This is a genomic window from Paraburkholderia sp. JHI869, assembly GCF_038900775.1.
GTDB lineage: Bacteria > Pseudomonadota > Gammaproteobacteria > Burkholderiales > Burkholderiaceae > Paraburkholderia.
On the sequence record NZ_JAYMSC010000121.1, the window covers coordinates 1 to 263 of the forward strand.

The 263-nt window shown below is 53.6% G+C and carries 1 rRNA gene; it reads right to left on the reverse strand.

The annotated features are described in order from the left end of the window. Nucleotides 1-161: 161 nt before the first annotated feature. Nucleotides 162-263, reverse strand: a 23S ribosomal RNA gene (locus VSR72_RS44145); the annotation flags it as partial.

The window sequence follows — 263 nt, forward strand, 5'->3', positions numbered from 1 at the left end:
TGACGGGTTGCTGCGTCGCATTTGTGGTGCGCCACAGCCAATCGGGAAGAAGCGTAAAGAGGTGTTGCTGAATTGGGGTTGTGTTGTTTCAGGCACAACACGTGATCTCTCAACCTGTGCGTCCTGCCCTCCATCGCTCTGGAGGCCGGCACACCTGTTATAGGATCAAGCCTTACGGGCAATTAGTATCAGTTAGCTTAACGCATTACTGCGCTTCCACACCTGACCTATCAACGTCCTGGTCTCGAACGACCCTTCAAGGG